Source organism: Photobacterium sp. TY1-4 (assembly GCF_025398175.1).
GTDB lineage: Bacteria > Pseudomonadota > Gammaproteobacteria > Enterobacterales > Vibrionaceae > Photobacterium.
The window spans coordinates 3,464,246-3,490,407 of record NZ_CP099734.1 but is presented as its reverse complement, the minus strand read 5'-3'; the positions used below and the strand labels follow the sequence as shown (position 1 = coordinate 3,490,407).

Genomic DNA, 26,162 nt, shown 5'->3' with positions numbered 1-26,162 from the left:
ATTATGCCCATCGATGCTCTTGTAACCGGCGCCATTGAAACCTCACTCAACGCGCTGCTCAAAGACGATGCTGACAGCCAGCGCCGTCTGGCCCGCCTGCGCGGCAAAGCGATCAGCGTGACCCTGAATGAATTCAACAAGCAGTTGATTTTTATCTTCAGCCAGCAGATTGATGTGCTGGCAGCCTATGAAGGGGACGTGGACTGTCGTCTGGCGTTGAATCTCAGCGTGCTGCCGGAGTTGCGCCAGCAGGCCAACCTGACCCAGCTGATCAAGGCCGATAAGCTTTCGCTTGACGGCGATATTCAGTTGGCTCAGCAATTTTCCTCGTTTCTCAGTGGCTTAAAGCCGGATGTCGCCGAAATATTATCGCAATATACCGGTGATATCGTGGCCCACACGGTCGTCAGCGGCCTTAAAAACGGCGTCGAGACGATCCGTCGCGGTGTCGAGCGTCGTCAGCGGGATCTGGCCGAAGTCATTACCGAAGAGTGGCGACTGGCGCCGCAGGCGCTGGAAGTGGCGTATTTTGCCGATCAGGTCGATGATCTACGCACCGATGTGGCCCGGCTCGAGTCGCGCCTGAACCAGATCCTGGAGCGTGCTGCTGTATGATGACCTCATCGGAATTTAAGCGCCTCTATCAGATCACGGCGGTGAAGCTGCGTTACGGGCTGGATGATTTCCTGCCCGATGATCCGCGGGTCAAGCTGCCGAAGATGATGCGCAAGTCGCTGTTCTGGATGAAGAACGAATATGCCGATCAGCCTTTGGGCGTGCGCCTGCGTCTTGCCTTACAGGAGCTGGGACCGGTCTGGATCAAGTTTGGTCAGATGATGTCGACCCGGCGCGATCTGTTTCCGCCGCATATCGCCGATCAGCTGGCGATGCTGCAGGATCAGGTGGCCCCGTTTGACGGTAAGCTGGCCAAGCAGCAGATGGAGCAGTCGTTGGGCGGGCCGCTGGAAACCTGGTTTGATGACTTTGATGAAACCCCGCTGGCCTCGGCGTCGATTGCCCAGGTTCATACCGCGACCCTGAAATCTGACGGGCGCGAGGTAGTGCTCAAGGTGATCCGCCCGGACATCCTGCCGGTGATCCAGGCGGACATCAAACTGATGTACCGGATGGCCCGGATTGTGGCTCGAGCCTGGCCTGAAGCGCGTCGGTTGCGTCCGGTGGAAGTGATCCGCGAATATGAGCGCACCTTGCTCGATGAGCTGAACCTGATGCGCGAAGCGGCCAACGGGATCCAGCTACGGCGCAATTTTGAAGGTAGCGATATGCTCTATGTGCCGGAAGTCTACTCGGATCTCAGCAGCGAGCGGCTGCTGGTGATGGAGCGGATTTACGGCATTCAGGTGTCGGATATCGAGGCGCTGGTGGCCAACGGCACGGATCTGAAAGTGCTGTCGGAAAATGCGGTGACGGTCTTTTTCACCCAGGTGTTCCGTGACAGTTTTTTCCATGCCGACATGCACCCGGGCAATATTTTCGTTTCGCGGAAAAACCCGCAGAATCCGCAGTGGATTGCCCTCGACTGCGGCATCGTTGGGACGCTGAACCGCGAAGACAAGCGCTACCTGGCCGAGAACCTGCTGGCGTTTTTCCACCGCGACTACCGCAAGGTGGCGGAGCTGCATGTGGATTCGGGCTGGGTGCCGAAAAACACCAATATCGATGATTTTGAGTTCGCGATCCGCACGGTGTGCGAGCCGATTTTTGAAAAGCCGCTGGCGGAAATTTCGTTCGGCCATGTGTTGCTGAACCTGTTTAATACCGCGCGCCGCTTTCATATGGAAGTGCAGCCGCAACTGGTGCTGCTGCAGAAAACCCTGCTCTACGTTGAAGGGTTGGGCCGACAGCTGTATCCGCAGCTGGATCTGTGGGTGACCGCCAAGCCGTTTCTGGAAGACTGGATGTCGCGTCAGGTCGGGCCGCAAGCCGTGATCGAAGGGGTCAAGACCCGGGCGCCGTTCTGGGCCGAGAAATTACCAGAATTGCCGGAACTCATTTACGATAGTTTGCGCCAGGGCAATGCATTGAACCAGCGCATTGATACCCTGTACGACAATTTCATGGCCAGTCGGCGCTATCAGGGCCAGGCGAGATTCTATTTTGGCATTGGTGCGACCCTGGTTGTATGTTCTGCCATACTTTTTAGTAATCAGATTGAAACTTATCCGGCGCTTTCAGCCGTAACAGGGGTCACGTTTTGGTTACTCGGATGGCGTGCTTGCCGCAAATAGCGGTTAAAGTAGGCTTTAATATATATCATTTTGTGATCAACCATAATTCGCAGAGGTAAAACAAGCATGGGTGGTATTAGTATCTGGCAATTGCTCATCATTGCATTGATCATTGTGCTGCTGTTCGGCACCAAGAAGCTGCGTTCGCTGGGCGGCGATCTCGGTTCGGCAGTCAAAGGGTTCAAAAAAGCCATCGGTGATGAGGACACAACTGCCAAGAAAGACGCAGATGCGGATTTCGAGCAGAAGAAACTGGCCGATGGTCAGGGCGAGCAGGCTCAGAAGAGCCAGAAAGATAAAGAGCAGGTTTAACACGTGTTTGATATCGGGTTCTGGGAGTTAATACTGATCTCCGTGGTGGGATTGGTCGTACTGGGGCCGGAACGTCTGCCTGTCGCGATCCGTTCGGTATCGCGCTGGGTAGGCGCTGCTCGGAATATGGCGAATGCGGTCAAGGATGAACTGTCCCAGGAGATGAAAATCCAGGAGCTGCAGGAAAATCTGAGAAAAGCAGAGCAAATGGGCATGAAAGATCTGTCACCGGAACTGCGTAATTCGGTAGAAGAACTCAAGCAGGCCGCTGCCGATGTACAGCGCCCGTATGCCGATAAAGCAGACAACAACGAGCGAGCCTCAGCAACCACTTCTCATAAGCAGGATTAATTACATCGCTATGTCTACCGTTGAAGAAACGCAACCGTTGTTCAGCCATTTGATCGAGCTGCGGAATCGGCTGCTGCGCTCTATTCTGAGTGTCTTCCTGGTCTTTCTGGGGTTGGTGTGGTTCGCCAACGATATTTATGCTTTCCTGTCGGCACCGCTGGTAGAGCGATTGCCGGAAGGCGCCAGCATGATTGCGACCGATGTGGCTTCCCCCTTCTTTACGCCGATCAAGCTGACTCTGGTGACGTCCGTGTTTGTCGCGGTGCCGATGATCCTCTATCAGGTCTGGGCTTTTATCGCGCCGGGTTTGTATAAGCATGAACGCCGGTTGATCATGCCGTTGCTGTTTTCCAGCTCACTGCTGTTCTACGCCGGGGTCGCCTTTGCCTACTTTGTCGTGTTCCCGCTGGTGTTCGGCTTTTTTACCAGTATTGCCCCGGAAGGGGTGCAGGTGGCCACGGACATCGCCAGTTACCTCGATTTTGTGCTGGCCCTGTTCCTGGCGTTCGGGATTGCCTTTGAGATCCCGGTGGCCATTATCCTGCTGTGCTGGACCGGCGCGACGGATCCGCAAAGCCTGCGCCAGAAGCGGCCGTACATTATTGTGGGTGCCTTTGTGGTCGGGATGATGCTGACCCCGCCGGATATTATTTCCCAGACATTGCTGGCCGTCCCGATGTGCCTGCTGTTTGAAGTAGGCCTGTTCTGCGCCCGTTTTTATGTCCGGGAAGTAGCAGAAGAAGACGAAACTGAAACGGCCGGGCGCGACGGCGATTAATCGCGAACGTTCGAGAAGAACCGGCTCCGGCCGGTTTTTTTATGGCAAAATGGCCCCGGATGAACACAACACGGATAACACAGCATGATTGATATCGGGGTGAACCTGACCAACAGCCGGTTTGATAAAGATCGGGACGACGTGGTGGCCCGCGCGCAGGCGGCCGGGGTCGAGGGGCTGATCCTGACCGGGACCAGCATTGCGGAAAGCCGCGACGCGCTGGCACTGGCCCGGCAGTGGCCGGGGTACTGCTACAGTACCGCCGGGGTGCATCCGCACGATGCCAAAACCGTAGCTGACCTGACCCTGCCGGAAATCCGGGCGTTGGCGGGCGAGCCGGCGGTGGTGGCTGTGGGCGAATGCGGGCTGGATTTCAACCGCGATTTCTCACCACGCCCGCAGCAGGAAGCGGTGTTTGAAGCCCAGCTGGCACTGGCCGCTGAACTGAACCTGCCGGTGTTCATGCACTGCCGTGATGCCCATCCGCGGTTTGTTGCGATCCTCAAACCCTGGCGCGACCAGCTGCCGGCTGCGGTGCTGCATTGCTTCACCGGCAGTGAAGCCGAGCTTCGGGAGTGCCTGGATTTGGATCTGCATATCGGCATTACCGGCTGGGTCTGTGATGAGCGCCGCGGCACCGAGTTGCGCGCGCTGGTCGGGCTGATCCCCGATGCGCGGCTGATGATCGAAACCGACTGCCCGTATCTGTTGCCGCGGGACTATCGCCCGAAGCCGAAATCCAGCCGCAATGAGCCGAAGTATCTGCCGCATATCGCCGGGGTGATCGCCGAGTGCCGGGGGCAGGACGCAGCGACTGTGATGAAACAATCTTGTGCGACAACCAAGGCATTTTTCGCCATCTGACCTCCGAAAGCGGGCCGACGATGGTATGATCGAGCAAATTCCGCTGGGTACGATGCTGGCGCAGCCAGGCTGCGATCCCCTCGCCGTACCCGCGAACCAACCATGAAGGAGTATGCAGTGTCAGTATCTATTCAGGGCGCGTTTCCGGCACGCCGTATGCGTCGTATTCGTAAGCATGAGTTCACTCGCCGTCTGATCGCTGAAAACCAGATCTCAGCCGATGATTTGATCTATCCGATGTTTATCCTGATGGGCAAAAACCGCCGTGAAGCCGTGGAATCCATGCCGGGCGTGGAACGTCTGTCGATTGATCTGATGTTGCTGGAAGCCGAGTATCTGGCCAAGCTGGGGGTGCCGGCGATTGCCCTGTTCCCGGTCGTGTCCCAGGATTTCAAGAGCGTGTGTGCCGCCGAGGCCCATAACCCGGAAGGTCTGGTGCAGCGTGCCGTGCGCCTGCTCAAAGAGCATGTGCCGCAAATGGGCGTGATCACCGATGTGGCACTGGACCCGTTCACCACCCACGGCCAGGACGGCATCATTGATGACGACGGGTACGTGATGAACGACGTGACGACTGAAGTGCTGATCAAGCAGGCATTGTCTCATGCCGAAGCCGGGGCGGATGTCGTGGCCCCGTCAGACATGATGGACGGCCGCATCGGGGCGATCCGTGCTGCGCTGGAAGAAGCGGGCCACATTCACACCCAAATCATGGCCTATTCGGCCAAGTATGCCTCGCACTACTATGGCCCGTTCCGCGATGCGGTCGGCTCAGCGGCGAACCTCAAAGGCGGTGACAAGAAGACCTATCAAATGGATCCGGCCAACAGCGATGAAGCGCTGCATGAAGTGGCGATGGATATCAATGAAGGGGCCGACATGGTGATGGTCAAGCCGGGCATGCCGTATCTGGACGTGGTGCGTCGGGTGAAGAGCGAGCTGCAGGTGCCGACCTTTGCCTACCAGGTGTCGGGGGAGTACGCGATGCACATGGCGGCAATCCAGAATGGCTGGCTGAAAGAGCGTGAAACCGTGATGGAATCCCTGTTGTGCTTTAAGCGCGCCGGGGCGGACGGTATTCTGACTTACTTTGCCAAGCCGGTGGCCGAGTGGCTGGCCGAAGAAGGTGCCGCGCGCAAGGCTGCGCTCGATGAGAATGGCAATAACGCCGAGTAAGGCGGGCGAGATCAGAATCAGACTCAGGGTTGATGTTGCGGCATCAACCCTTTTTTTGTCTCTGCGCCGACACGGTCGGATGATGGCGGCGCCCGGCGATCAGGGTTTGACGTTGCGGTTGATCGGGTTTTGCAGCGAAATCAGGGTTTCCGTGGATTGCACTTCGTCAATGGCCTGCAGCTTGTCGATCAGTACATATTGCAGCTCTTCAATCGACTTGCACATCAGCTTGACGAAAATATTGTACGCCCCGGTGGTGTAGTAGGCCTCCACGACTTCATCGAGCTCGTTGAGCTTGGCGAGGGCCGAGTGGTAATCCCGGGCGGCATTGAGGTTGATGCCGATAAAGCAGCACACGTCATAGCCGAGCAACTTGGGATTGATCACCACTTCGGTGCCGGTGATGATGTTGGCGGCCCGCATCTTTTCGACCCGGACGTGAACCGTTGCCGGGCTGACCTGAAAGCGCTTCGCCATTTCGGCATAAGGGATCCGGGCATCGTTCATCAGCGCATTGAGAATATCGCGGTCTAAGTCATCAATCCGTGGCGGCTGGGTCATGGTTTTCCTGTGTCTGTTGTTTATCCGATACCGGTCATATCTTATACTGTGCGACTTCTCGTCGCGACTGAAATCCGTCCTGGTGCGAACGTTGACCCACAGGAACCCTGACAGCTTATGCGCTTTATTGCTTTTTTGATGGTACTGCTGGCGGCACCCGCGCTGGCCTATGAGAAAGAGACGCTGGTGATCCATTCCTACCACCGGGGGATGGGCTGGACGGATGCCCTGCAGGACGGGATTGATGCCGCGGTCCGGCCGCACGGCGTGTCGCTCCAGGTGAGCTACATGGACAGCAAACGCTATCAGTCGCAAAGCTACCTGCAGGAGTTGCTGGATATCTACCGCACCAAGCTGAGCCGGGAGACCTACAAGGCCATTGTGGTGACGGATGACCACGCCTTGTGGCTGGTCAACGAGCTGGCGGAGGAAGTGGGCAACACGCCGGTCATCATGACCGGCATCGACGATTACGCCCCGGACCGGCATGCGCGGCTGAGCAAGGTGGCCGGGGTGCTGGATATCACCGAGCCGTCGGATAATATCGCCCTGGCCCTGTCGGTCCAGCCGGACCTGCAACAAATTTATGTGCTGGCCGACAATACCTATACCGGCAATGCGATGTGGCGGGGGATTGCTGAGTATGTCGCCACGCACCCGTCCAACGTGACCGTCCACCGTATCAACCAGGGCCGATTTGAAGATGTTTTCGTCCGGTCGGCGCAGTTGCCGGCGCATTCTGCCCTGTTGTACCTCAGCTATTTTATCGATAGCCAAGGACATTACATGGACAATGTCCCCTTCATCCAGACCCTGGTGAAACATGCAAATGCCCCGGTGTATTCGTCGTACAGCCAGCTGATTGAGCATGGCGCGGTGGGCGGCATGCTGGGCGGCGCCTTGTCCAAGGGCAGCCAGGTCGGCGAGCTGTTGCTGCGGATCGTGCAGGGAGACATCCAGACTTATCCCTATTTTATTTCCAGTGCCAACCAGGCGACCTTCAACCATCAGGCCCTCCAGAGATGGGGCTTGATTGAGCCGGAAGCCGGGGTGGTACTGAACAAGCCCCTGAGCTGGTATGAGCGCTATAACCGGGAGCTGCGGATCATGGCCGTGGTGCTGGTGGTGATGGTCGCGATTATTGTGTTCCTCAGCCTGTTTATTCGCCGGCTGCGCAAGAGTGAGGCCAAGTTGCAGCAAAGCCGTGCCCTGTTCGAAGGGGTGTTTGATCAGAGCTTCCAGTTTATCGGGATCCTGGATGACGGCGGTAAGCTGCTGTCCGGTAATCTGGCGCTGCAGCAGCTGGTGGGGCGCGCGGCGATGAAATATGACCGCGCGATCTGGCGTTGGCATTGCTGGGATCAGGACACGGCCACCCGGTTGAGCCAGGGCTTTCAGTCGGCCTGGGCTGATCAGCGGATCCGGATGGAGGTGGAAATCCAGAGCCAGGAAGACGGCCGCCGGGTACTGGATTTGGCGATGAAACGGATGCCGGCCTCCGTCGGCGCGCATGAGCAGCTGCTGTTTGAAGCCCGGGACGTCACATCCCGCCATCAGATGGAAGAGAAGTTGCGCGAGCGGGAAGTCAGCTACCGGCTGCTCTATGAGCAGCAGCCGGTGATTTTGCTGGCCATCGATAGCCAGTCCCGGATCCAGTCGGTGAATCAGTTTGCCGCGGAGCTGCTCGGTTACGACAAACGCCAGCTGCTCGGCCACAAGGTGACCGATTTCTACCAGGACGAGGTGCCGTTGCCGCAGCAGTTCATTGCCGGAGCGCGTGAGAGTGATGCCCAGCAGGTCTGGCGTCGCCAGTTGCGCTATCGCTGTGCCGATGGCCGCACGGTCTGGATCCGGGAGACCATTCGTCCGACCCAGTCCAAGCGGCAGTTGCTGTTGGTCGGGGAAGATATTTCCTCGACCCGGGCATTGGAAGCCGAGCTGGAATACCGGGCCAATCACGACCCCCTGACCGATCTCTACAACCGTAACTATTTTGAGCAGCGGCTGGAGATGGTACTGCAACAGGCCCGGGAGCACGGGACCCGCCATGCGATGTTTTATATCGATCTGGATCAGTTCCGGGTGATTAACGACACTGCCGGCCATGCCGCCGGGGACGAAGCGCTGAAGCAGGTTGCCTTGTTGCTGCGTGGTATCTTGCCGGAGAAATCCGTGCTGTCGCGCCTCGGCGGCGATGAGTTTGCCATTGTGCTCTTTCATTGCGATGCGCCCGAAGCGCTGGCACTGGGCGAGCAGATCCTGCAGTTGCTGGATAAAGCCGAGTTTTACTGGCAAAACACCCGCTTCAGTTTCAGCGGCTCCATCGGGATCCGTCTGATTGATGACACCGCCGGCTCGACCCAGCAGGTGCACGCGCAGGCCGACACCGCCTGTTATGCCGCCAAAGATGAAGGACGCAACCGGCTGCACCTTTATCATCCGGATGATGAGGAGCTCAAGCGCCGGGAGCTGGAGATGGAGTGTGTGACCCTGATCCGCAAGGCGCTGGCCGAAGAGCGGCTGGAGCTGCATGCGCAGCAAATCGTGCCGCTGAGCGGGGCGCAGGATACCCATCATTATGAAATCCTGGTTCGAATCCGCGACAGCCAGGGGGAGATGGTGTCGCCCGGGTTGTTTATGCCGGCGGCTGAGCGCTATCACCTGGCCCACCTGATTGACCGTTATGTGGTCAATGCCACGCTGGACTGGCTGGTGGCGCACCCGACGGCGGTCGACTCGCTGGCGCGTTGTGCCATTAACCTGTCGGGCCAGTCGATGGGCAATCGCGAGTTTGTCGGGTTCCTGATTGAAAAAATCCGCACCTCTGGGCTGCCGCCCGGCAAGATTTGCCTGGAGATCACCGAGACGGCAGCGATCGGCAACCTCAGCGAAGCGATTCACCTGTTTACCCAGCTCAAAGCGCTGGGATGCCTGATCTCGTTGGATGATTTTGGCTCCGGGCTGTCTTCGTTCGGTTATCTCAAACGCATGCCGGTCGACATCATCAAGATCGACGGCATGTTCGTGCGTGACATCCTCGATGATGACATGGACTTCGCGATGGTGCAGGCCATTAACGGCCTGGCCAAGAAAATGGGCAAGCAGACGGTGGCGGAATTTGTCGAGAACGAGGCGATTCTGGCCCGGCTCGACACCCTGGGCGTCGACTATGCCCAGGGATACCTGTTTGGCAAGCCGCAGCCGTTGGCGGCCCTGGTCAGCCAGTTGCACCAACGCTCGGCGGCAGTGCTATAATCCGCTCCCGGCCTCAGCGCGGGACTGATCGCGCCAACCAGAAGCCTTAACCAGACACCGGAGATTGCAGTGCAACTAGCTTTAATTTGTGAAACCCCTGATCGCCAGCCTGCGCTGGACGCCCTCGCCCAACGCTGGGGATTGCGCCATGATCCGGACAGCAACTTTGCGCTGGTGCTCACGGCCGAGCGGCTGGAGCTGCACAAACGGGACGAGCCCAAGCTTGGGGCCGTGTATGTCGATCTTGCCGGGGGCGCGGCTGCCCACCGGCGCAAATTCGGCGGCGGCCGGGGTCAGGCAATTGCCAAGGCGGTTGGCCTGAAAGGCGGGGTGATGCCGTCGGTGGTGGATGGGACCGCCGGACTCGGGCGGGATGCCTTCGTGCTGGCTTCGCTGGGCTGCCGGGTACATATGGTCGAACGGAATCCGGTGGTGGCGGCATTGCTGGAAGACGGGTTACACCGGGCCCAGCAGGATCCGGAAATCGGGGCCTGGGTGTGCGAGCGGCTGAGTCTGTCGCATGCCTCGAGCCAGGACGCGCTGGCCCTGCTGGCGCAGGATCCGGATTTTGCTGCGCCGGATGTGGTGTATCTCGACCCCATGTATCCGCATAAGAAAAAATCGGCGTTGGTGAAAAAAGAGATGCGGGTATTTCAGACCCTGGTCGGAGCGGATGATGACGCGGATGTCTTGCTGGCCCCGGCGCTGGCGCTGGCGACCAAGCGAGTGGTGGTCAAGCGGCCGGACTATGCCGAATACCTGGCAGGTCAGGCGCCGTCCACGGCGATTGAAACCAAGAAAAATCGCTTTGATGTCTATGTGATCGCGGCCATGAAATAATGCTTTGCCACCGCCGTTCCGGCGGTGATAATCCGGGCATGGCATCAGTTGGATTTGAGTGAGGAAGTCATCGGGGATGGCAAAGTCGTTATGTAAATACCGCCGGGCAGAGATTGCCGATCAGTTTGCGGTGATCAGCCGGATCGTCAGCGAGCCGAAGTTTGTCTGCCGCAGTTGCGCCCGCTCGGCCAGCGAGAAAGGATATCTGTGTAAACCCAGCTCGCTGCAGTTACCCAAGCCGATTACGAAGGCGCCACGTCCGGCGCCGGTTCCGGCTGCCCCTGTTGTGGCGTCACCGGCGCTTGCCCTGGCTTCATCTCACGGGCACAGGGAGTCGATGGTACCGGCAGAGCTGGCCGTATCGCTGGGGAAAAAACAGATCAGGAAACTGAAGAAACTGGCGAAAAAGAAAAATAAACGGCTGAAGAAAGCGGCCAAGGCCGTCAAGCGTTACGAGAAGGTGCTGGCCAAGGCCAAGCGCGCCGTGAAGCTGGCTTAGTTCGCCCGGAGATATGTGTCCGGACAGCGGACATGATCGATTTGAAAAAAAAGGCCTCCACAGATGGAGGCCTTTTTTACAGGCAACTTACGACTCTTTGATCAGTACCGCAGTCATCAGACAGGTGATCACAGAAACGATGATGCCAGATACGATTAACCAAGGAAGCATATCCATCGTTAGTTATCCATCTGTTAGCAATGAGAGTCGGTATTGAATAACTTTTACATTATGCTAGCAATGGGACAGTTATAAGATGAAATGGCTGTTAACAGTTGGATACAATATATCGGATTTTGGAATATATTCCCTTACAAATCAGTACAAAAAAGCACCCTTCCGGGTGCTTTTTGAGACAAAATGTTATGTTGTGATTTTGTTAACTCTTGGCGGGTAATGCCAGTGTCAGGGCTTGGCGGGATAAGTCGGCGGCACCCTGGCTGTCATTGAGTTTTTCCAGCACTTCGACCAGGTGGCCGTAATCTTCCACATTCGGGCGTAGCTCAATGGCTTTCTCGAAATGGGTTTTGGCTTCTTCCCACTTACCCTCACGCATCAGCAACTGACCCAGCGCACTGTGGGTGCTCGGGTTGCTGCTGTCATAGCGCAGCAGATCCTGCAGGCGGACAATCGCCGGGTGGTAATCGGCCAGATTGAGGGCTGGTACCAGCTCGATCAGATCGTCATCATTGCTCTTTTTCAGCGCATCCCGCAGCACGGTATAGGCTTCGCTGTCGGCGCTGTGGCTGCTCATCAGTTTGACGAAGCAGGCGATCAGCTCCGGACGTTGCTTGTCCTTGCGGCTCAGGCTGTTCCAGTGCCCCATCAGGCCGTCGCTGCCGTGTTGCTGGGTGATATGGCTCATCACGCCGCACTCGGCTTTGATCCGCAGCTGGTCTGCTTCAGCCACGTCGACCAGCCCCTGTTTTTCCAAATGCGGTAGCAGGGCCAGCAGGGGTTTCCAGTCTTCCAGCTTGAGGTAGCAGGCTTTCAGCAGGTTCAGGACCACCGGGTTGCGGCTGTGCTCATGGCGAAGATCCTGTAAGGTGGCAACCGCTTGTTCGTATTGCTCCTGACGGCACAGTAGCTTGGCGCGGGTCAGCGCCAGGGCCAGGCTCTGGCTGTCCACTTTCGCGGCCAGGCGCAGATATTCGTCACGCTGACTGGTATCGCCCTGGCTCTGGGCGGCTTCGGCCGCTGCCAGATAGTTCAGCAGCGGGGCATCACTGTACTTAGCCGCTTTGACGACCAGCTTCTCGGCGTGCTTCCAGTCCCCTTCGATCACCTTGACCAGGCCATCGGCGGTCTGGCGGCGGGCGTTGCGGGTTTTACGGCCGCTCAGCCAGCCGCGGGTGCTGCTGCTCAGCGACAGCAGGCGCTTGAGCAGGGTTTCCAGCAGGAAGAACAGTCCGAACAGCACAATCACCAGCAGGATCAGGGTGGTGATGCTCATTTCCAGGGTCTGGTTGGCGACGGAAATCAGCACGTAGCCTTGGTTACCGGCCAGCATCGGTCCGGCGACAATCCCGGCGATCAGGGCCGCCACCAGGAGTAACAGTTTGATCATGCCGGATTCTCCTCAGTGCTCAGGGGTTTCACTTGCTGGCGCACGCGCTCACCGATGGCCTGGGTCAGCAGCGGCTGTGACTTCAGCTTGTTCGGGTAGCTGACTTCCACCGTTTCCTGGGCCAGGGCCTGGAGCGTGTTGACGAAGCTCTGCGCTGCCGGATCTTCCATGTCGTAGAACTGCTCAGCCCAGTCTTTGGCCATTAGCAGCGATTTGCGGTACAGATCGCCCTGCTCGCGGTACACAGCCTTGATAGCGGTTTCCAGCTTGGACTTGATGTTTTCCTGCAGGTAGAAGTCCTGCTTCGGCGACAGCAGCGGGATCACGCTGCCGTCCCGGGTGCGGTAGGTCACGAAGTGTTCGCTGAAGTTCTTCAGCGAGGTCATCAGGTTGGTTTTCCAGTCATCGACTGAGGTCGAGACGGCCGCGGACTCTTCCGGAACCACGTCAGCCAGCACGGCATTGGCCAGCGGCAGCGCCGGTACGGCTTCCTGCAGGCTGGTCAGGCGCAGCACCAGACCGTCACGGTCGATGCGGGCCACGGCTTTCAGCGACGTGATATCGCTGTGCATGGCTTCGCGGATCGGGGTCAGGCTCGGGTCGTTCAGCTCGGCAATCCGGTGATCAGCCGATTCGAGTAAAATAGTCGCACTGGCGGTGTCATGCTCCAGCCAGAGTTTGCGCCCGGCCATTTTCACCAGGTAGTCGGCTTCGGCCAGCAGCCAGTCGTTCGGACGGCGGCCTTTCATTTCCGACAGCGCCATTTGCAGGCTGGTGATCGATTTGTTCTGCTGCGACAGCGAGACGTCGGTGCGTTGCAGGCTGGTTTCGACTTTGTTCAGGGTCGCTTGCTGGCTGGATGAAATGGTGTCTTTCAACTCGCCCTTCATGTTGGCGAGCTGGAGCTCCAGAGCGGCCATTTTGGCGTTCTGGGTCAGGGTCTGCTGGTGGCCGTGGTAATACAGGCCGGCACCGAGGGCAATCACCAGCGCAATGGCGATGGCACCCATTTTGTTGCCGCCTTTGGCTTCGGCTGGCTGGGCCGGGGGTGGGGTCTTCGCCTGGGCTGCCTTGTCCTTGGTGGCTCCGGTGTCCGGTGCTTGGGTCGGGGCACTTGCTTGACCTGGTTTGTCCGTTGTTTTTCCCGCTGCCGACTGGTTGCGATCCGCAGGGTTTTCATTATTGGTTTTTTTATCAGTCATCCGATTTATCCCATCGTGCCTATCTTGCTTAGGGTTGTAAAAAGCTGGCAGTTCGCCGCGCTTCCCACTGTGGAAACAGTGCTGAAACCAAGCGCTGCGGCTTGCTCAGCAATGCGTTGGCTTGGTACGAAAAGGTGTCGCTGCAGAAACCAAGCTTTGTCGTGCTCTGGAACCAAACGATACAGATATGCCAGTTGCTCACTACTGGTGATTACTATGGACGAAACCTGTTGCGCCTGCCAGGCCTGGCACAGGGCTGCGCCATCCAGGGGCAGCAGGCGGCGTTGGTAGGTTTCGCAGTAATGCACTTCAGCCCCGCGCTGTTGCAGGGTTTGGGCAATCAGTTCGCGGCCGCCGTTACCGCGCAAGATCAGGACGCGGCGGCCGTGGACCTGCGTCAGGGCAGGGAGGGCCAGCAATCCTTCGCTGTCGTTGCGGGTCTCGGGGCTGTGGGCCTCCTGGCCGCTGCAGGCCGCGAGACGGGCAGCCGTTTTGTCTCCAACCGCCATATAATGCACGTTTTTTGGCCAGCTGGCACCTTGCGAGCACAAGTAATTGTGCGCCAGATCTACTGCATGCGCACTGACGGCAATCAGAAAATCGTCAGATTGCAGATGATCGAGCCGGGATTGGAGCGTTGGCAGCTCAGCGCCCGGGCCAATCTCGAGCAGGGGTTGGGCTATCGCGTTGATCCCCGCCGCGTTGAGCTGTCGGGCCAGCGCGTCGCCCTCCGGTGCCGGGCGGGTGATCAGGATGGTCATCAGGCGTCGCCGTACAGTTTTTCCAGAATTTCTTTGGCACCTTGGGCGAGCAGCTGATCTGCCAGCTCGGTACCCAGGGCTTCGGCATCGGCGAGTGGGCCGCGAATTTCACCCTGGACAATTTTGCTGCCGTCCGGCTCGCCGACCAGGGCGCGCAGCCAGATTTGATCGCCTTCCAGTTCTGAATAGCTGCCGATTGGCACCTGGCAGCCGCCTTGCAGACGGTTGTTCATCGCCCGCTCACACAATACGCGGGTGGCGGTTGGCGAGTGATTGAGCGCATCGAGCAGCGTACGGACCCGGGTATCGTCCAGGCGGCATTCAATCCCGACCGCGCCCTGACCAACGGCCGGCAGGCTCTCTTCCGGTGCAATCGCGCCGCGGATGCGGTCGTGCATGTTCAGGCGCATCAGGCCAGCGCAGGCGAGGATGATCGCGTCGTATTCGCCGTCATCGAGCTTTTTCAGGCGGGTGTTGACGTTGCCGCGCAGATCCTTGACCACCAGATCCGGGCGCCGGGCGCGCAGCTGACACTGGCGGCGCAGGCTGGACGTGCCGACCACGGCACCAGCCGGCAGCGCGGCAATGTTGTCGTAATGGTTGGAGACGAAGGCGTCCCGCGGATCTTCGCGTTCGCAAATGGTGACCAGGCCCAGGCCTTCAGGAAACTCGACCGGAACATCTTTCATCGAGTGAACTGCGATATCGGCGCGGCCTTCGAGCATCGCCACTTCCAGCTCTTTGACGAACAAACCTTTTCCCCCGACCTTGGCCAGTGGTGTATCCAGAATGACGTCGCCCTTGGTGACCATCGGTACCAGCTCGACGTTCAGGCCCGGGTGCGCCTGCACCAGGGCATCCTTTACAAATTCAGCTTGCCACATTGCCAGCGGGCTTTTGCGGGTGGCAATCCGGATCGGTTTATCGCTCATAGAATCAGATCCATATCATCACTTACTTGGGTAATCCGGTAATCGTATCACTCCTTGAAAGTGATGGTAATTCGTATCTGTAGCTCAGTGCGGTGACGCAGTATTGTCTTGCCATTTGCTGTGATTAGTGTGATATTTATCACATAACCTCGAGGCGTCGAATGCATGACCCTGCCGTCTTTGGCGGTTTAGTGAGTTTGTACTAACTTGAGGGTGAGTTAGGACTAAGGATGGGCCTGGCCAGGCATTTTATCAGTCGGCATACCATTCATAAGCTGTCATAATCTGACACTATCTTTACGGTCAAAGCAAAAACTGTTAGATTGATCACGTTTTTGCTCCGGTGTGGCCCCTGTGCTGCATGTCGAATGACCAGATTTGGGCCGCTCTCAAGCTGGCAGCTCTTGGAAGAGTAATTTGCACAATTTTATCGAGACGCTAAAACGCAGACTGGATCAGCTGAACCAGCTCCGGCTGGAACGAGCTCGTGCGGCCATGACGGCCCCGTCCGAGCGGGTCTTTAATTTGCTGACCGTGCTGCTGCATTACAATCATCCGGCGGTGCCTGGCTATGTGGAGCAGGCAGTACCGGCCGGGATTGCTGACTTTACTGTGACTGACGCGCAGCAGCAGTTTATTGATGATTGTGGCCTGACCCATCACACCACGATTTCTTCCCCGATCCTGTCCCTGGCCGAGATGCCAATCCTGGGCCTGTATGCCATGGGTAGTACCGCTTCCCTGGGTCAGAGCCTGACCAGTGATCTCGATATCTGGGTCTGTATCCGCACCGACTTGTCTGCCGAGGCGCGCGCCGCCCTGGAAAGCAAATGCGGCCTGGTCTCCGAATGGGCGATGGCCCAGGGCGTTGAAGCCAACTTCTTCCTGATTGACCAAAATCGTTTCCGCGACAACTTCTCCGAAGCCATGACCGGCGAGAATTGTGGTTCGAGCCAGCACTTGCTGCTGCTCGATGAGTTTTACCGCTCGGCGGTGCAACTCGCCGGTCAGCGACTGCTGTGGTACATGGTGCCGCCGGAGATGGAGGAGTGTTACGACGATTATCTCCATTACCTCGAAAGTAACGGGTATATCCGTCGTGATAAGTGGATCGATTTTGGCGGCCTGAGTCGGATCCCGGCCGAGGAATACTTCGGCTCCAGTCTGTGGCAGCTGTATAAAAGTATCGACTCGCCGTACAAATCGGTGCTCAAAGCCATTTTGCTCGAAGCCTACTCGTGGGAATATCCGCACACCCAACTGCTTAGTTTGGATGCCAAACGGCGATTTTTCGCCGAGGATCGCACCGAATACTGTATGGATGCGTACTTCCTGATGCTGGAGAAGGTGACCCGCTATCTGGAGCGGATTGATGATCATCGCCGGCTGGATCTGGTGCGGCGCTGCTTTTATCTCAAGACCCACGAAAAACTGACCCGCGAGCCGTCGCTGGGCTCGGTGCCCTGGCGCCGTGACGTGCTGGAAGAGCTGACCGGGGCCTGGCAGTGGCCGCAAGCGGTGCTGCTGGAGCTGGACAACCGCCGGAACTGGAAGGTGGAGCAGGTCAAGCGGGCGCATAATGAACTGCTTGATGCCCTGATGCTGAGCTACCGGAATCTGATCCGCTTCGCCCGGCGCAACAATATTACCTCGGCGATCAGCCCGGAAGATATCAGTATCCTGGCCCGCAAACTGTATGCGGCGTTTGAGGTGCTGCCGGGCAAAGTGACCTTGCTCAATCCGCAGATTTCACCGGATTTGCACGAACCGGACCTGACGCTGATCCAGGTGCCGGCCGGGCGGACCAACGCCGCGGGCTGGTATCTGTACAAGCACTCGCTCGACCCCTATGCGATCCTCGGCCAGCCGTCGCTGGAGCATAACCGCTACCTGAGCAAGCTGGTGGCGTGGGCCTATTTCAACGGCCTGCTGACCGAATCGACCTGCCTGCATACCGTGGTGCGGGATGCGGCAATGGATCTCGACAAGCTGTATCAGCTGGTCAGCGATATTCGCAACACCTTCCCGATCCGCCGGCCGCAGCCGGGCCTGCAGGCGCTGTCAAGTCCGTGTGAGATCCGCCAGCTCGGTCTGTTTATCAACCTGGAGAATGACCCGACCACAGCGCTGAAAAACCGCGCGGTGAAGTTCGATTTCAAGAACACAGATATCTTTAGTTACGGCGCGGAGCAACTGTGCCTGGTCGGCAGTGTCGATCTGGTATACCGCAACTCTTGGAATGAAGTGAGAACCCTCAACTTCAGCGGCGAGAATGCGATGCTCGATGCGCTCAAAACGGTACTGGGCAAGATGCACCAGGATGCGATCCCGCCCGAGTCGGTGGATGTGTTCTGTTACAGCAAGCACATGCGCGGCCTGATCCGCAATCTGGTCTACCAATTGGTAGCCGAATGTATCGAGTTGCGCCTGAAACCGGTCGAGCAGGAGAAACGCCGCCGCTTTAAAGCCATTCGCATTGGCGAGCAGACCCACGGCCTGTTTTTCGAACGCCGCGGGGTATCGGTCCAGAAGCTGGAGAACTCGGTTGATTTCTACAGCTGCATCTCGACTAACAAGCTGTTTGGCTCGGCCAATCTGGTGATGGGCAAAACCGATGAGCCGCATCCGCCGGAAATTGTCGACTCCTACGCCAGTGAAGGGCTGATCCAGTTCTTCTTCGAGGACTGCGACAGCGGCTATAACATTTATATTCTCGATGAAGCGAATCGGGTGGAAGTGTACCGCCAGTGCTGCGGCGATAAGAACGAGATGGTGCACGGGGTAAACCGGTTCTACACCTCGGCTCAGGATCGCTTCAGCTACAGTGCCAACTTTATTAACTTTAACCTGCCGCAGTTCTACGACATCGTCCATAGCGACGGTGGTGAGCCGCAGGTGATCCCGTTCAAGGGCGGTCAGCAGATCCCGCGGCGTCCGGCAGAGTCCGCGGCACCGGAGATGATGGTGATGCCGGCATCGTCCCGTCAGCTGGGCTGAAGCGGCCCCAAAACAACAAAGCGAGAGCCCGGCTCTCGCTTTTTGTATCTCTGGCGTCTGAGTTCGGGGCTTACCAGTTGACCGGCTCTTCGGCGTGCAGGGAGCATTCCTGCTTCACCAGCGCAATCAGCTCATTGCCGCTGCGGGTACAGCGCCACTCGCCATCCTTATATTTGAAGTGGTAGCCGCCGGATTTGGAGGCCAGCCAGATTTCATGCAGCGGCTCCTGGCGGTTGATTACGATCTGGCTGCGGTTTTCAAATTCCAGCGTCAGTACGTTGCCTGTCGTTTCATATTCGATGTCGGCACCAGACTGATCGATGCCTTCTTCGATGTGCATCAGCACTTCATCGGCCAGCTTATGAAATTCTGTATCGTTCATCCCATTGCGTCCTATTGCTTTTCCGAGTGTTGGTGCGATTATAGAGGGCATTGAAATGATAATCACTGGCTTTGAAACATGCGTAAAGGTTTATTGGCAATTTTGGTTCTGGGGATCCTGGCACTGACCGGCTGCGGCCAGAGTGGTCCGTTATATATGCCGGATGATTCTGAGCAGCAGCAACAACAACAACCGTAAACACAGCGAGCAGACAGGGAAGAGACAACATTGGATTACTTTAATTACCAGCAAGACGGCCAGCTATGGGCCGAAGACGTCGCACTGAGTGAACTGGCTGAGCGCTTTGGCACGCCCCTTTATGTCTATTCGCGTGCGACGCTGGAGCGCCACTGGCGTGCATTTGATCAGGCGGTGGCGGATCACCCGCACCTGATTTGCTATGCGGTGAAGGCGAACTCGAATATCGGGGTGCTGAATGTTCTGGCCCGGTTGGGCTCCGGGTTTGATATCGTCTCTCAGGGCGAGCTGGAGCGGGTGATTGCCGCCGGCGGCGATCCGGCCAAGGTGGTGTTCTCCGGCGTCGGCAAAACCGCGGCGGAAATGAAGCGGGCGCTGGCACTGGGCATTAAGTGCTTCAATGTCGAATCTGAGCCGGAGCTGATCCGCCTCAATGACGTGGCGGGCGAATTGGGTCAAGTGGCCCCGGTTTCGCTGCGGATCAACCCGGACGTCGATGCGCAGACGCACCCGTATATCTCCACCGGCCTGCGGGATAACAAGTTCGGGATTGCCTTCGATCGTGCGCCGGAAGTCTACCGTCTGGCCCACAGCCTGCCGCACCTTAAGGTCACCGGGATGGACTGCCATATCGGCTCACAGCTGACGGCGCTGGAGCCTTTCATCGATGCCACCGATCGCCTGTTGGCACTGATTGATACCCTGAAATCCGAAGGGATTGAAATCGACCATCTGGATGTCGGCGGTGGTCTGGGGGTCACTTACAGCAGCGAGCAACCGCCGGAGCCGGCAGCCTATGCTTCGGCCCTGCTGGCGCGCCTGGTCGATCACCCGCAACTGGAGCTGATTTTTGAACCGGGCCGGGCGATTGCCGCCAATGCCGGGGTGATGCTGACCCGGGTGGAATACCTCAAGCACACCGAGCATAAGAACTTTGCCATTGTCGATGCGGCGATGAATGATCTGATCCGCCCGACCCTGTACCAAGCCTGGCAGGACATCATTCCGGTCAGCCCGCGCGAAGGGACGGCGACGACCTATGATTTTGTCGGTCCGATCTGCGAGACCGGGGATTTCATCGGCAAAGATCGCGCTCTGTGTCTGGCAGAAGGCGACGTGTTGGCGGTGCGCTCGGCAGGGGCATACGGATTTGTGATGGCGTCGAACTACAATACCCGGACCCGGGCAGCCGAGGTGATGGTTGATGGTGATCAGGCGCATCTGGTGCGCGAACGTGAAACCCTGGCGCAATTGTGGCAGTCTGAGCATATCTTACCGGAATAACGAGACAGGACTTCATGCAGATTAACTTTTCCAAAATGCATGGTTTAGGCAACGACTTCATGGTGGTCGATTGTGTGACCCAGAATGTGTTCTTCTCGCCTGATGCCATTCGCCGCCTGGCCGATCGCCATCGCGGCATCGGCTTTGACCAGCTGCTGGTGGTGGAGCCGCCTTACGATCCGGAAACGGATTTCCACTACCGGATCTTCAATGCCGACGGCAGTGAGGTGGAGCAGTGCGGCAACGGCGCGCGCTGTTTTGCCCGCTTCGTCTGGATGAAAGGGCTGACCAACAAATACCATATTTCCGTCAGCACCAAGGGCGGTAAGATGGTGCTCAAGCTGGAGAATGACAATCAGGTCACGGTCAATATGGGCGTGCCGGACTTTGAGCCGGCGAAGATCCCGTTTCGGGCCAAGCAGGCGGAGAAAACCTATATTTTGCGGGTCGGCGAGCAAACTGTCTTTTGCGGGGCGGTCAGCATGGGCAATCCCCATTGTGTGACCGTGGTCGAGGATGTGGCGACTGCGGACGTCGACTCCTTGGGGCCTTTGTTAGAATCCCACGAGCGTTTTCCCGAGCGGGTGAACGCCGGCTTTATGCAGATCGTCAACCGCAACGAAGTGAAACTGCGGGTGTATGAGCGCGGGGCAGGGGAAACCCAGGCCTGCGGCAGCGGTGCCTGTGCGGCGGTGGCCATTGGCCGTCAGCAAGGGCTGCTGGATGAAAAAGTCAAAGTCAGCCTGCCGGGCGGCGATTTGCATATTCGCTGGCCGGGTCCGGGCAAACCGTTGTACATGACTGGCCCTGCTGCCCATGTGTTTGATGGACAAATAGTATTATGACCGATGTATCCCAACTGGACGAGCTGCCGATTGCGGCAGACGCCCTGTTGACCGATCAGGAAGTTGCGGCGTATTTGCGTGACCATCCTGATTTTTTTGATCGCCAGCCGGATGTGCTGGACGGCTTGCAAGTCAACCACCCGGAGCGGGGAGCCGTGTCTCTGGTGGAAATCCAGCTGACCCGGTTGCGTCATCAGGTCCGGGATCTGGAAAGCGAAATCCGCGGCCTGGTGGCTGCTGCCGGCAAAAACAGCGAGCTGTTTGAGATTTTTGCCCGGGCGCAGCATCAATTGTTTCAGACCCACAATATTTACCAGGCGCTGGTGATCCTGGAATCCCTGGCGGAAAAGTTGAACCTGGAGGTCAGCCTCAAGCTGTTCGACAGTTTTGACGACACCCTGTTTTTAGAGCGCAAAGCTTTCGAACCGTTCCGGATTGCACATCTGTCCCAACGTTCGGTGTACCTGGGTCGCCTGCGCAAGCCGGAGAGTGAGTTGCTGTTTGATCAGCCGCCGCACCTGGGATCCTTTGTGGTCCTGCCGCTGGGGCTGGAGCAGCCGATCGGGGTGCTGAGTTTTGCCAGCCCGGACGGCGGTCATTTCCAGCCGTCGATGGACACCTTGTTCGTCGAGCAGCTGGCGCTGGTGCTGACCCGTTTGATCTATCACTGGGAATACACCCGTGAGGTGATTGATTGAGCCTGCCAGCTGGACTGGAAAAGCCGCTGCTGCGCTTTTATGAATACCTGCGCAGCGAGCGTGAACTGAGTCTGCACACTCAGCACAATTACAAGCGCCAGCTCACCACGATGGCCGAGCAGCTGGTGGATCTGGGCGTCACCGACTGGCAGACGGTCGATGCGGCCTGGGTACGTCAGTTGGCCAGCAAGGGGATGCGCGATGGTCTCAAGGCCAGCAGCTTGTCGATGCGCCTGTCGGCGCTGCGTAGTTTTCTCGATTATCTGGTCCATCAGGGCGATCTGAAGGCCAATCCCGCGAAAGGGGTGTCGGCACCGCGCAAAGCCCGCCCGCTGCCGAAAAACCTCGATGTCGACGAGATGGATCAGCTGCTCGATGTCAACGAAGATGATCCGCTGTCGATCCGTGATCGGGCCATGATGGAGCTGATGTACGGTGCTGGTCTGCGTTTGTCGGAGCTGGTGAATCTTGACGTGCGGGACATCAGCCTCAGCAAGGGCGATATCCGGGTGATTGGTAAAGGCGACAAAGAGCGGGTGGTGCCGTTTGCCGGACTGGCCCGGGATTGGGTCGGACACTGGCTCAAGGTGCGCGGCCAGCTGGCTGCCGGAGATGAGCCGGGGCTGTTTGTCTCCAAGCTGGGGCAGCGGATTTCGACCCGTAATGTCCAGAAGCGCATGGCCGAGTGGGGTCAGAAGCAGGCGGTGTCGAGCCATATCAATCCGCATAAACTGCGTCACAGCTTTGCCACCCATATGCTTGAGTCTAGCGGGGATCTGCGGGCGGTGCAGGAGCTGCTCGGGCACGCCAACCTGTCGACCACCCAGATCTATACCCACCTCGACTTTCAGCATCTGGCCCAGGTCTATGATGAGGCGCATCCGCGAGCCAAGCGGGGCAAACGCTAGCCGTTCGTGGGTCGCATTGTTTGATTCTTTTTTGCAGAGGCAGCCATGCAGTTTTATCGTCGCTACCAGCCCCCTAAGGCGCTGACATTTGATCTCGATGATACCTTGTACGACAACCGGCCGGTGATCCGGCGGGCAGAGCAGGCCATGTATGACTGGCTGGCGGACGTTCACCCGATCAGCGACGCGCTGACCCGCAAAGATTGGCTGCGGCTCAAGTTCAGGCTGGCCGAGCACAACCCGCTGCTGCGCCACGACGTGACGCAATGGCGCTATGAGTTGCTGAAAATCGGCTTGATGCAGCTGGGCTATGCCCAGACGCTGGCGGAGCAGGCGGCTCAGGCCGGGGTCCGGCATGTGCTGGTGGTCCGCAATCAGGTTGAGGTGCCGGCGGAAACCCACCGGGTGCTCCGTGAGCTGGGCAAGCGGGTGCCGATGCTGGCGATCACCAATGGTAATGTGGATGTGGAAAAAATCGGTCTCAGCCAGTACTTTGACCGGGTTCTGGTGGCTGGCCGGGACGGTCTGGCCAAGCCGGAACCGGATCTGTTTGCCCAGGCGGTGGCTCTGTTGGGACTCACGCCCGGTGAGATTCTGCATGTCGGCGACCATTTGGTCAGTGATGTCGGCGGGGCGAAACTGCACGGGATGCAGGCATGCTGGCTCAATGATCAGCAGCGTCAACTGAGCCGGGAGCCGAAAGCCAAATGGCTGCCGGATGTTGAGATCCATTCTCTGTCCCAGCTGTTGGCGTTGGTCTGAGCGGTTGGGCCGGTCGCTTCAATCACCGCTGAACATTCAGAAATGAAAAAGGCGATCTGCAGATCGCCTTTTTGCCATCTGGCCTTGGGTAGGCCATTTATTCCAGCAGGCTCTGTTTCGGGGCCCGGCGAAACAGCTGGTCGAGGGAAACCTCCCCGGCGCCCCAGAACAAATTCACCAGCAGCATCATGCCCCACAGTTGGTGATCAAAAAAACCGCGCTCCCACAGCAGCGGGTAGGACACCACCGCGATGGCGTTAAATGCAAACAGTGCCAACGCGGTCGGGCGGGTCAGCAGGCCCAACGCCAGAAAGGCCGGGAGGATCAGCTCGGCCCCGGTGCCGAGGTAGGCCGCCCATTTCCACGGCAGCAGCGGAACCTGATATTCAAATTCAAACAGGTAAAGGGTGCTGTCCCAGCTGGCATATTTGATCAGCCCGGCGTTGAAAAAGACCCAGGCGACCCACAGCCGGGTGAACAGCAACAGCAAGGGGATGAGCGGCTCGGTCGTCCGCTCTGCCAGGCGATCAATCTGCTGAACAATATTTTTCATAAAGCATCTCCCTGTGGCACAACCTGAACATCAGAAAAAATTTGTTGCCGGACCAATTCGCCCAGTTCGGCCAGCATGGCCTCGGATGCCCGGCCTAGCGTCTCGCCGCGCTGGCTGAGGCGGATCAGGGCGGTGCCGGCCCGGTTGGTTGGGATCACGGCGATGTGATCCGGGCGATGCTGGATCACCACCGATTGAGCCTGATCCAGGTCGATGGTCTCGATCTGGTTATGGGTGATCATCTGCCACAGGGTGGCTACGGGGTAGTCGGTATCCAGGCAGTTGGTGGCTTCGGGCACGGTGAGTTGTAACCGGGAGAAATCGGCCGTATTGCCGGTGGTGAGTTGTTGTAACTTGGCAAACGGAAATGTGTGATGTGAAGCCGGGGCGTGCCCGGCGCGGTCAACCTGCCACTCCAGGCGGGCCAGCGCCGCCAGATAGGGGACGGCGTCGGTTAACTCCGGATATCCGGCAATGATGTCTTCGAGTCTGTCACCATAGCAACTGACATCGCCGTGCTGCAACGGCTGGCGCAGCACATGCTGGCGGGCCAACTGGGCAAAACAGGTCTCGCCGATGACGGCTTGGACGGCCGGATAAACAGCTTCCAGCACCTCGGACAGGCTGAGAATAAAGTGATTGCGGTAGATCTGGAGTCGCTGCTCGGCGCTCAGGGCACCGTTTTCTACTTGCGCAGCCACCGGGCTGGGCTGGTAGTGCAGGGCGGCGGCAAATTCCTGCTGCAATTGCTGGAGATCAGGGGGTGACGAAGCGGCCATGCGGGGCCTCCTGGCGCAGAATATTTCGGGCTTTGTCGGCTTCTGCCAGCAACACCGGCAGTGCGGGAATGTCCTGGTCCCATTCGATCAGGGTCGGCACGGGGCCGTGCTGGCGGAGCCAGTCGCGGTAGAGCTGCCAGACCGGCTCGCTGACCGGCTTGCTGTGGGTGTCGATCCAGATCTCCCCGGCCTCGAGTTGTTTGACAGTGAAGCCGGCCAGGTGAATTTCTTTCACCGTTGAGGCATCCAGCGCGGCCAGATAGGTCTGGCAGTCAAAGTCGTGGTTAAACCCGCTGACATAGATGTTGTTGAGATCGAGCAGCAGCCCACAGCCGCTGTGCTGCTGCACCTGGTGGAGAAATTCCCACTCGGGCATCTCGGCATGGGCAAACTGCAGGTAGCTTGACGGATTCTCGATCAGGATTTGGCGGCCGAGGGCGTCCTGGACCTGTCCGACTTTGTCGCAAAAGTGGCGCAGGGCTGATTCGGTATACGGCATGGGCAGCAAGTCATTGAAAAATTGTCCGTTGATGGAACTCCAGCTGAGGTGCTCGGACACTGCTATCGGGTTGATCTCATCCACCAGGTGCCTGAGCTGGCTCAGGTGCGCCCGATCCAGCGGGTCGGCGGAGCCGAGGGACAGGCCGATGCCGTGGCAGCTGATCGGGTAGTGCTCGGCAATTTGCCGCAATTGCTGCCGGGCGGCAGAGGTCGGGAGAAAGTAATTCTCGCTGTGGATCTCCAGCCAGCCGATCGCCGGTTGCTGGTCGCAGAATTCGGTCAGGTGGGGGGGCCGTAGACCCACCCCCACCAATTGCGTGTCAGCCGGACGCATTAGCTCGATTTCGGGGTTGTTGAGCCGCCGGCCAGCCGATCACACAGGCCTTTCGGCACCATGATGAAGGCGTCTGTGGCCCCGTCGACTTTGGCGGTCCCGGCGCAGGAGCTGGTCTTGGTGGCGCAGTCATTCTTCCCGGCCTTGGCAACGCCGTAGCATTTTTCTTTGGCATCGGCGGCGACGGCGGTGGTTGTGGTGGCCGCGGTTCCTGCCAGGGCAAGCAGGCCGGTCACAGCCGTGGCGAGGGCGAGGTTGGTCGATTTTTTCATGAGATATCCTCTTCAATACGGATGGTTGCGGTGGCATCGCGTGTGGGCGACGCACGGTGATGGCATGGATGATGCTCTCGTGTGATTAGAAAGGGCCGGGCTGAGATTTCTTTCACACTTTTTTAACTCACTGATCGTTTCCGCAACATGTCGTCGTTTCAAGCATAGAACAAAAGGGAGCCGGGACAGTGACTTGAAACGGCGCTATCAACGCGTGAGCGGTCTGGTATTTCTCCTCGCAAGGGCGGGGCGAAGTTCGATAAGGCATTCTCAAGTGGAGCTGTTATAATCGTCGCCAGTGT

27 protein-coding genes are annotated in these 26,162 nt (G+C 58.3%); 17 read left to right on the top strand and 10 right to left on the bottom strand.

Annotated elements, in window-relative coordinates; all coding sequences use genetic code 11:
• The first annotated feature begins 3 nt into the window (after positions 1-3).
• The 7 genes from NH461_RS16115 (at position 4) to hemB (ending at position 5,730) form a co-directional block, all read left to right on the top strand.
• Positions 4-615 (top strand): SCP2 domain-containing protein, encoded by a 612-nt coding sequence (locus tag NH461_RS16115; RefSeq protein ID WP_261601285.1) that lies wholly within the window; start codon positions 4-6, stop codon positions 613-615.
• Positions 615-2,249: a ubiquinone biosynthesis regulatory protein kinase UbiB gene (ubiB, locus tag NH461_RS16110; protein ID WP_261602933.1), complete on the top strand. Its 1,635-nt coding sequence runs from the start codon at positions 615-617 to the stop codon at positions 2,247-2,249. The genes NH461_RS16115 and ubiB overlap by 1 nt, the downstream gene beginning before the upstream one ends.
• A gap of 66 nt (positions 2,250-2,315) precedes the next feature.
• Entirely contained in the window at positions 2,316-2,561 is a 246-nt protein-coding gene (gene tatA / locus NH461_RS16105) for a Sec-independent protein translocase subunit TatA (protein ID WP_261601284.1), read from the top strand.
• A 3-nt stretch (positions 2,562-2,564) separates the two neighbouring features.
• Positions 2,565-2,912 (top strand): Sec-independent protein translocase protein TatB, encoded by a 348-nt coding sequence (gene tatB, locus NH461_RS16100; RefSeq protein ID WP_261601283.1) that lies wholly within the window; start codon positions 2,565-2,567, stop codon positions 2,910-2,912.
• A gap of 10 nt (positions 2,913-2,922) precedes the next feature.
• Positions 2,923-3,690: a Sec-independent protein translocase subunit TatC gene (gene tatC / locus NH461_RS16095; protein WP_261601282.1), complete on the top strand. Its 768-nt coding sequence runs from the start codon at positions 2,923-2,925 to the stop codon at positions 3,688-3,690.
• Positions 3,691-3,774: 84 nt separating this feature from the next.
• Complete coding sequence (gene tatD / locus NH461_RS16090) at positions 3,775-4,554, top strand: 3'-5' ssDNA/RNA exonuclease TatD (RefSeq protein WP_261601281.1); 780 nt, start codon at positions 3,775-3,777, stop codon at positions 4,552-4,554.
• A 117-nt stretch (positions 4,555-4,671) separates the two neighbouring features.
• Complete coding sequence (gene hemB / locus NH461_RS16085; protein WP_261601280.1) at positions 4,672-5,730, top strand: porphobilinogen synthase; 1,059 nt, start codon at positions 4,672-4,674, stop codon at positions 5,728-5,730.
• 99 nt (positions 5,731-5,829) lie between these two features.
• On the opposite strand, the gene asnC is transcribed toward hemB, so the two are convergent.
• Positions 5,830-6,291: a transcriptional regulator AsnC gene (gene asnC / locus NH461_RS16080; RefSeq protein WP_261601279.1), complete on the bottom strand. Its 462-nt coding sequence runs from the start codon at positions 6,289-6,291 to the stop codon at positions 5,830-5,832.
• 117 nt (positions 6,292-6,408) lie between these two features.
• On the opposite strand from asnC, the gene NH461_RS16075 reads away from it, so the two are divergent.
• The 3 genes from NH461_RS16075 to NH461_RS16065 all read left to right on the top strand — a co-directional run bounded on the left by NH461_RS16075 (position 6,409) and on the right by NH461_RS16065 (position 10,885).
• A complete protein-coding gene (locus tag NH461_RS16075; RefSeq protein WP_261601278.1) occupies positions 6,409-9,546 on the top strand; it encodes a bifunctional diguanylate cyclase/phosphodiesterase in 3,138 nt (1,045 codons plus the stop codon).
• Positions 9,547-9,615: 69 nt separating this feature from the next.
• Positions 9,616-10,386: a class I SAM-dependent methyltransferase gene (locus NH461_RS16070; RefSeq protein ID WP_261601277.1), complete on the top strand. Its 771-nt coding sequence runs from the start codon at positions 9,616-9,618 to the stop codon at positions 10,384-10,386.
• A gap of 76 nt (positions 10,387-10,462) precedes the next feature.
• Positions 10,463-10,885 carry a hypothetical protein gene (locus NH461_RS16065; protein WP_261601276.1) on the top strand — a complete coding sequence of 141 codons (423 nt, stop codon included), beginning with the start codon at positions 10,463-10,465 and terminating at the stop codon, positions 10,883-10,885.
• A gap of 379 nt (positions 10,886-11,264) precedes the next feature.
• On the opposite strand, the gene NH461_RS16060 is transcribed toward NH461_RS16065, so the two are convergent.
• Genes NH461_RS16060 through hemC form a run of 4 tightly spaced genes read right to left on the bottom strand, consistent with a single transcriptional unit; the run spans position 11,265 to position 15,347 of the window.
• Positions 11,265-12,452, bottom strand: a complete 1,188-nt coding sequence (locus tag NH461_RS16060) for a heme biosynthesis HemY N-terminal domain-containing protein (RefSeq protein ID WP_261601275.1) — start codon at positions 12,450-12,452, stop codon at positions 11,265-11,267.
• The gene (locus tag NH461_RS16055) at positions 12,449-13,654 is read right to left on the bottom strand and encodes a uroporphyrinogen-III C-methyltransferase (protein WP_261601274.1); all 1,206 of its coding nucleotides are present in this window, start codon (positions 13,652-13,654) and stop codon (positions 12,449-12,451) included. Before NH461_RS16055 ends, NH461_RS16060 begins: the two co-directional genes overlap by 4 nt.
• Positions 13,655-13,659: 5 nt before the next feature.
• A complete protein-coding gene (locus NH461_RS16050; RefSeq protein ID WP_261601273.1) occupies positions 13,660-14,415 on the bottom strand; it encodes a uroporphyrinogen-III synthase in 756 nt (251 codons plus the stop codon).
• Positions 14,415-15,347: a hydroxymethylbilane synthase gene (gene hemC, locus NH461_RS16045; protein WP_261601272.1), complete on the bottom strand. Its 933-nt coding sequence runs from the start codon at positions 15,345-15,347 to the stop codon at positions 14,415-14,417. Before hemC ends, NH461_RS16050 begins: the two co-directional genes overlap by 1 nt.
• A 417-nt stretch (positions 15,348-15,764) precedes the next feature.
• Here hemC and NH461_RS16040 point away from each other — a divergent pair, with 417 nt between their 5' ends.
• Complete coding sequence (locus tag NH461_RS16040) at positions 15,765-18,344, top strand: class I adenylate cyclase (RefSeq protein WP_261601271.1); 2,580 nt, start codon at positions 15,765-15,767, stop codon at positions 18,342-18,344.
• A 70-nt stretch (positions 18,345-18,414) separates the two neighbouring features.
• On the opposite strand, the gene cyaY is transcribed toward NH461_RS16040, so the two are convergent.
• Entirely contained in the window at positions 18,415-18,726 is a 312-nt protein-coding gene (gene cyaY / locus NH461_RS16035) for an iron donor protein CyaY (RefSeq protein ID WP_261601270.1), read from the bottom strand.
• A gap of 78 nt (positions 18,727-18,804) precedes the next feature.
• Here cyaY and lptM point away from each other — a divergent pair, with 78 nt between their 5' ends.
• The 6 genes from lptM to yigB are packed head-to-tail and all read left to right on the top strand — an operon-like array spanning position 18,805 to position 23,421.
• Positions 18,805-18,924 carry an LPS translocon maturation chaperone LptM gene (lptM, locus tag NH461_RS16030; RefSeq protein WP_261601269.1) on the top strand — a complete coding sequence of 40 codons (120 nt, stop codon included), beginning with the start codon at positions 18,805-18,807 and terminating at the stop codon, positions 18,922-18,924.
• 30 nt (positions 18,925-18,954) lie between these two features.
• Positions 18,955-20,208: a diaminopimelate decarboxylase gene (gene lysA, locus NH461_RS16025; RefSeq protein WP_261601268.1), complete on the top strand. Its 1,254-nt coding sequence runs from the start codon at positions 18,955-18,957 to the stop codon at positions 20,206-20,208.
• Positions 20,209-20,222: 14 nt separating this feature from the next.
• Positions 20,223-21,053 (top strand): diaminopimelate epimerase, encoded by an 831-nt coding sequence (gene dapF, locus NH461_RS16020; RefSeq protein ID WP_261601267.1) that lies wholly within the window; start codon positions 20,223-20,225, stop codon positions 21,051-21,053.
• A complete protein-coding gene (locus tag NH461_RS16015; protein WP_261601266.1) occupies positions 21,050-21,751 on the top strand; it encodes a DUF484 family protein in 702 nt (233 codons plus the stop codon). The genes dapF and NH461_RS16015 overlap by 4 nt, the downstream gene beginning before the upstream one ends.
• Positions 21,748-22,659, top strand: a complete 912-nt coding sequence (xerC, locus tag NH461_RS16010) for a tyrosine recombinase XerC (RefSeq protein ID WP_315903229.1) — start codon at positions 21,748-21,750, stop codon at positions 22,657-22,659. Before NH461_RS16015 ends, xerC begins: the two co-directional genes overlap by 4 nt.
• A 45-nt stretch (positions 22,660-22,704) precedes the next feature.
• Positions 22,705-23,421, top strand: coding sequence for a 5-amino-6-(5-phospho-D-ribitylamino)uracil phosphatase YigB (gene yigB, locus NH461_RS16005; RefSeq protein ID WP_261601265.1), 717 nt, complete (start codon positions 22,705-22,707; stop codon positions 23,419-23,421).
• Positions 23,422-23,518: 97 nt separating this feature from the next.
• Here yigB and NH461_RS16000 read toward each other — a convergent pair whose 3' ends face one another.
• Genes NH461_RS16000 through NH461_RS15985 form a run of 4 tightly spaced genes read right to left on the bottom strand, consistent with a single transcriptional unit; the run spans position 23,519 to position 25,860 of the window.
• Positions 23,519-23,974: a DoxX family protein gene (locus NH461_RS16000; protein ID WP_261601264.1), complete on the bottom strand. Its 456-nt coding sequence runs from the start codon at positions 23,972-23,974 to the stop codon at positions 23,519-23,521.
• The gene (locus NH461_RS15995; RefSeq protein ID WP_261601263.1) at positions 23,971-24,753 is read right to left on the bottom strand and encodes a DNA-binding domain-containing protein; all 783 of its coding nucleotides are present in this window, start codon (positions 24,751-24,753) and stop codon (positions 23,971-23,973) included. The genes NH461_RS16000 and NH461_RS15995 overlap by 4 nt, the downstream gene beginning before the upstream one ends.
• Positions 24,731-25,588, bottom strand: coding sequence for a DUF692 domain-containing protein (locus NH461_RS15990; RefSeq protein ID WP_261601262.1), 858 nt, complete (start codon positions 25,586-25,588; stop codon positions 24,731-24,733). Before NH461_RS15990 ends, NH461_RS15995 begins: the two co-directional genes overlap by 23 nt.
• The gene (locus NH461_RS15985; RefSeq protein WP_261601261.1) at positions 25,588-25,860 is read right to left on the bottom strand and encodes a DUF2282 domain-containing protein; all 273 of its coding nucleotides are present in this window, start codon (positions 25,858-25,860) and stop codon (positions 25,588-25,590) included. The genes NH461_RS15990 and NH461_RS15985 overlap by 1 nt, the downstream gene beginning before the upstream one ends.
• Positions 25,861-26,162 lie beyond the last annotated feature (302 nt).

Bases quoted from the DNA above. Each gene is read 5' to 3' on its own strand.
- lptM (WP_261601269.1), top strand. From the start codon at position 18,805: ATGCGTAAAGGTTTATTGGCAATTTTGGTTCTGGGGATCCTGGCACTG.
- NH461_RS16055 (WP_261601274.1), bottom strand. From the start codon at position 13,654: ATGACTGATAAAAAAACCAATAATGAAAACCCTGCGGATCGCAACCAG.
- NH461_RS16065 (WP_261601276.1), top strand. From the start codon at position 10,463: ATGGCAAAGTCGTTATGTAAATACCGCCGGGCAGAGATTGCCGATCAG.
- tatA (WP_261601284.1), top strand. From the start codon at position 2,316: ATGGGTGGTATTAGTATCTGGCAATTGCTCATCATTGCATTGATCATT.
- NH461_RS16000 (WP_261601264.1), bottom strand. From the start codon at position 23,974: ATGAAAAATATTGTTCAGCAGATTGATCGCCTGGCAGAGCGGACGACC.
- yigB (WP_261601265.1), top strand. From the start codon at position 22,705: ATGCAGTTTTATCGTCGCTACCAGCCCCCTAAGGCGCTGACATTTGAT.
- cyaY (WP_261601270.1), bottom strand. From the start codon at position 18,726: ATGAACGATACAGAATTTCATAAGCTGGCCGATGAAGTGCTGATGCAC.
- tatC (WP_261601282.1), top strand. From the start codon at position 2,923: ATGTCTACCGTTGAAGAAACGCAACCGTTGTTCAGCCATTTGATCGAG.
- NH461_RS16015 (WP_261601266.1), top strand. From the start codon at position 21,050: ATGACCGATGTATCCCAACTGGACGAGCTGCCGATTGCGGCAGACGCC.
- ubiB (WP_261602933.1), top strand. From the start codon at position 615: ATGACCTCATCGGAATTTAAGCGCCTCTATCAGATCACGGCGGTGAAG.
- NH461_RS16050 (WP_261601273.1), bottom strand. From the start codon at position 14,415: ATGACCATCCTGATCACCCGCCCGGCACCGGAGGGCGACGCGCTGGCC.
- NH461_RS15990 (WP_261601262.1), bottom strand. From the start codon at position 25,588: ATGCGTCCGGCTGACACGCAATTGGTGGGGGTGGGTCTACGGCCCCCC.
- NH461_RS16075 (WP_261601278.1), top strand. From the start codon at position 6,409: ATGCGCTTTATTGCTTTTTTGATGGTACTGCTGGCGGCACCCGCGCTG.
- asnC (WP_261601279.1), bottom strand. From the start codon at position 6,291: ATGACCCAGCCGCCACGGATTGATGACTTAGACCGCGATATTCTCAAT.
- hemC (WP_261601272.1), bottom strand. From the start codon at position 15,347: ATGAGCGATAAACCGATCCGGATTGCCACCCGCAAAAGCCCGCTGGCA.
- NH461_RS15995 (WP_261601263.1), bottom strand. From the start codon at position 24,753: ATGGCCGCTTCGTCACCCCCTGATCTCCAGCAATTGCAGCAGGAATTT.
- NH461_RS15985 (WP_261601261.1), bottom strand. From the start codon at position 25,860: ATGAAAAAATCGACCAACCTCGCCCTCGCCACGGCTGTGACCGGCCTG.
- NH461_RS16060 (WP_261601275.1), bottom strand. From the start codon at position 12,452: ATGATCAAACTGTTACTCCTGGTGGCGGCCCTGATCGCCGGGATTGTC.
- dapF (WP_261601267.1), top strand. From the start codon at position 20,223: ATGCAGATTAACTTTTCCAAAATGCATGGTTTAGGCAACGACTTCATG.
- tatD (WP_261601281.1), top strand. From the start codon at position 3,775: ATGATTGATATCGGGGTGAACCTGACCAACAGCCGGTTTGATAAAGAT.
- NH461_RS16115 (WP_261601285.1), top strand. From the start codon at position 4: ATGCCCATCGATGCTCTTGTAACCGGCGCCATTGAAACCTCACTCAAC.